Source organism: Kitasatospora papulosa, from assembly GCF_000717245.1.
In the GTDB taxonomy this organism is placed as follows: domain Bacteria; phylum Actinomycetota; class Actinomycetes; order Streptomycetales; family Streptomycetaceae; genus Streptomyces; species Streptomyces papulosus.
On the sequence record NZ_JNYQ01000084.1, the window covers coordinates 1 to 265 of the forward strand.

The 265-nt window shown below is 65.7% G+C and carries 1 pseudogene; it reads right to left on the minus strand.

Going from position 1 to position 265, the window contains the following annotated elements:
* Positions 1 to 265: pseudogene (locus IA22_RS36725) on the minus strand (transposase); the annotation flags it as partial.

The window sequence follows — 265 nt, forward strand, 5'->3', positions numbered from 1 at the left end:
GCCTGGGCGGCGAACACTGATCTGCGCGAGGACCTGCTCGAACTGCGTGCAGTCGTTGATGTTGCCGCCGGTGACGACAAAGCTGAGCGGACGGCCATGACCGTCGCAGGCGAGGTGAATCTTGGTCGTCAGTCCGCCACGGGATCGTCCGAGGGCGTGAGTGTGTGCCGTTTCTGCAGGGCCTGCCCCTTTTTACGGGCGCCGGCCGCGTGCTGATGAGCGCGGGTGATCGTGGAGTCCACGGAGACCAGCCAGTCGACGTCTC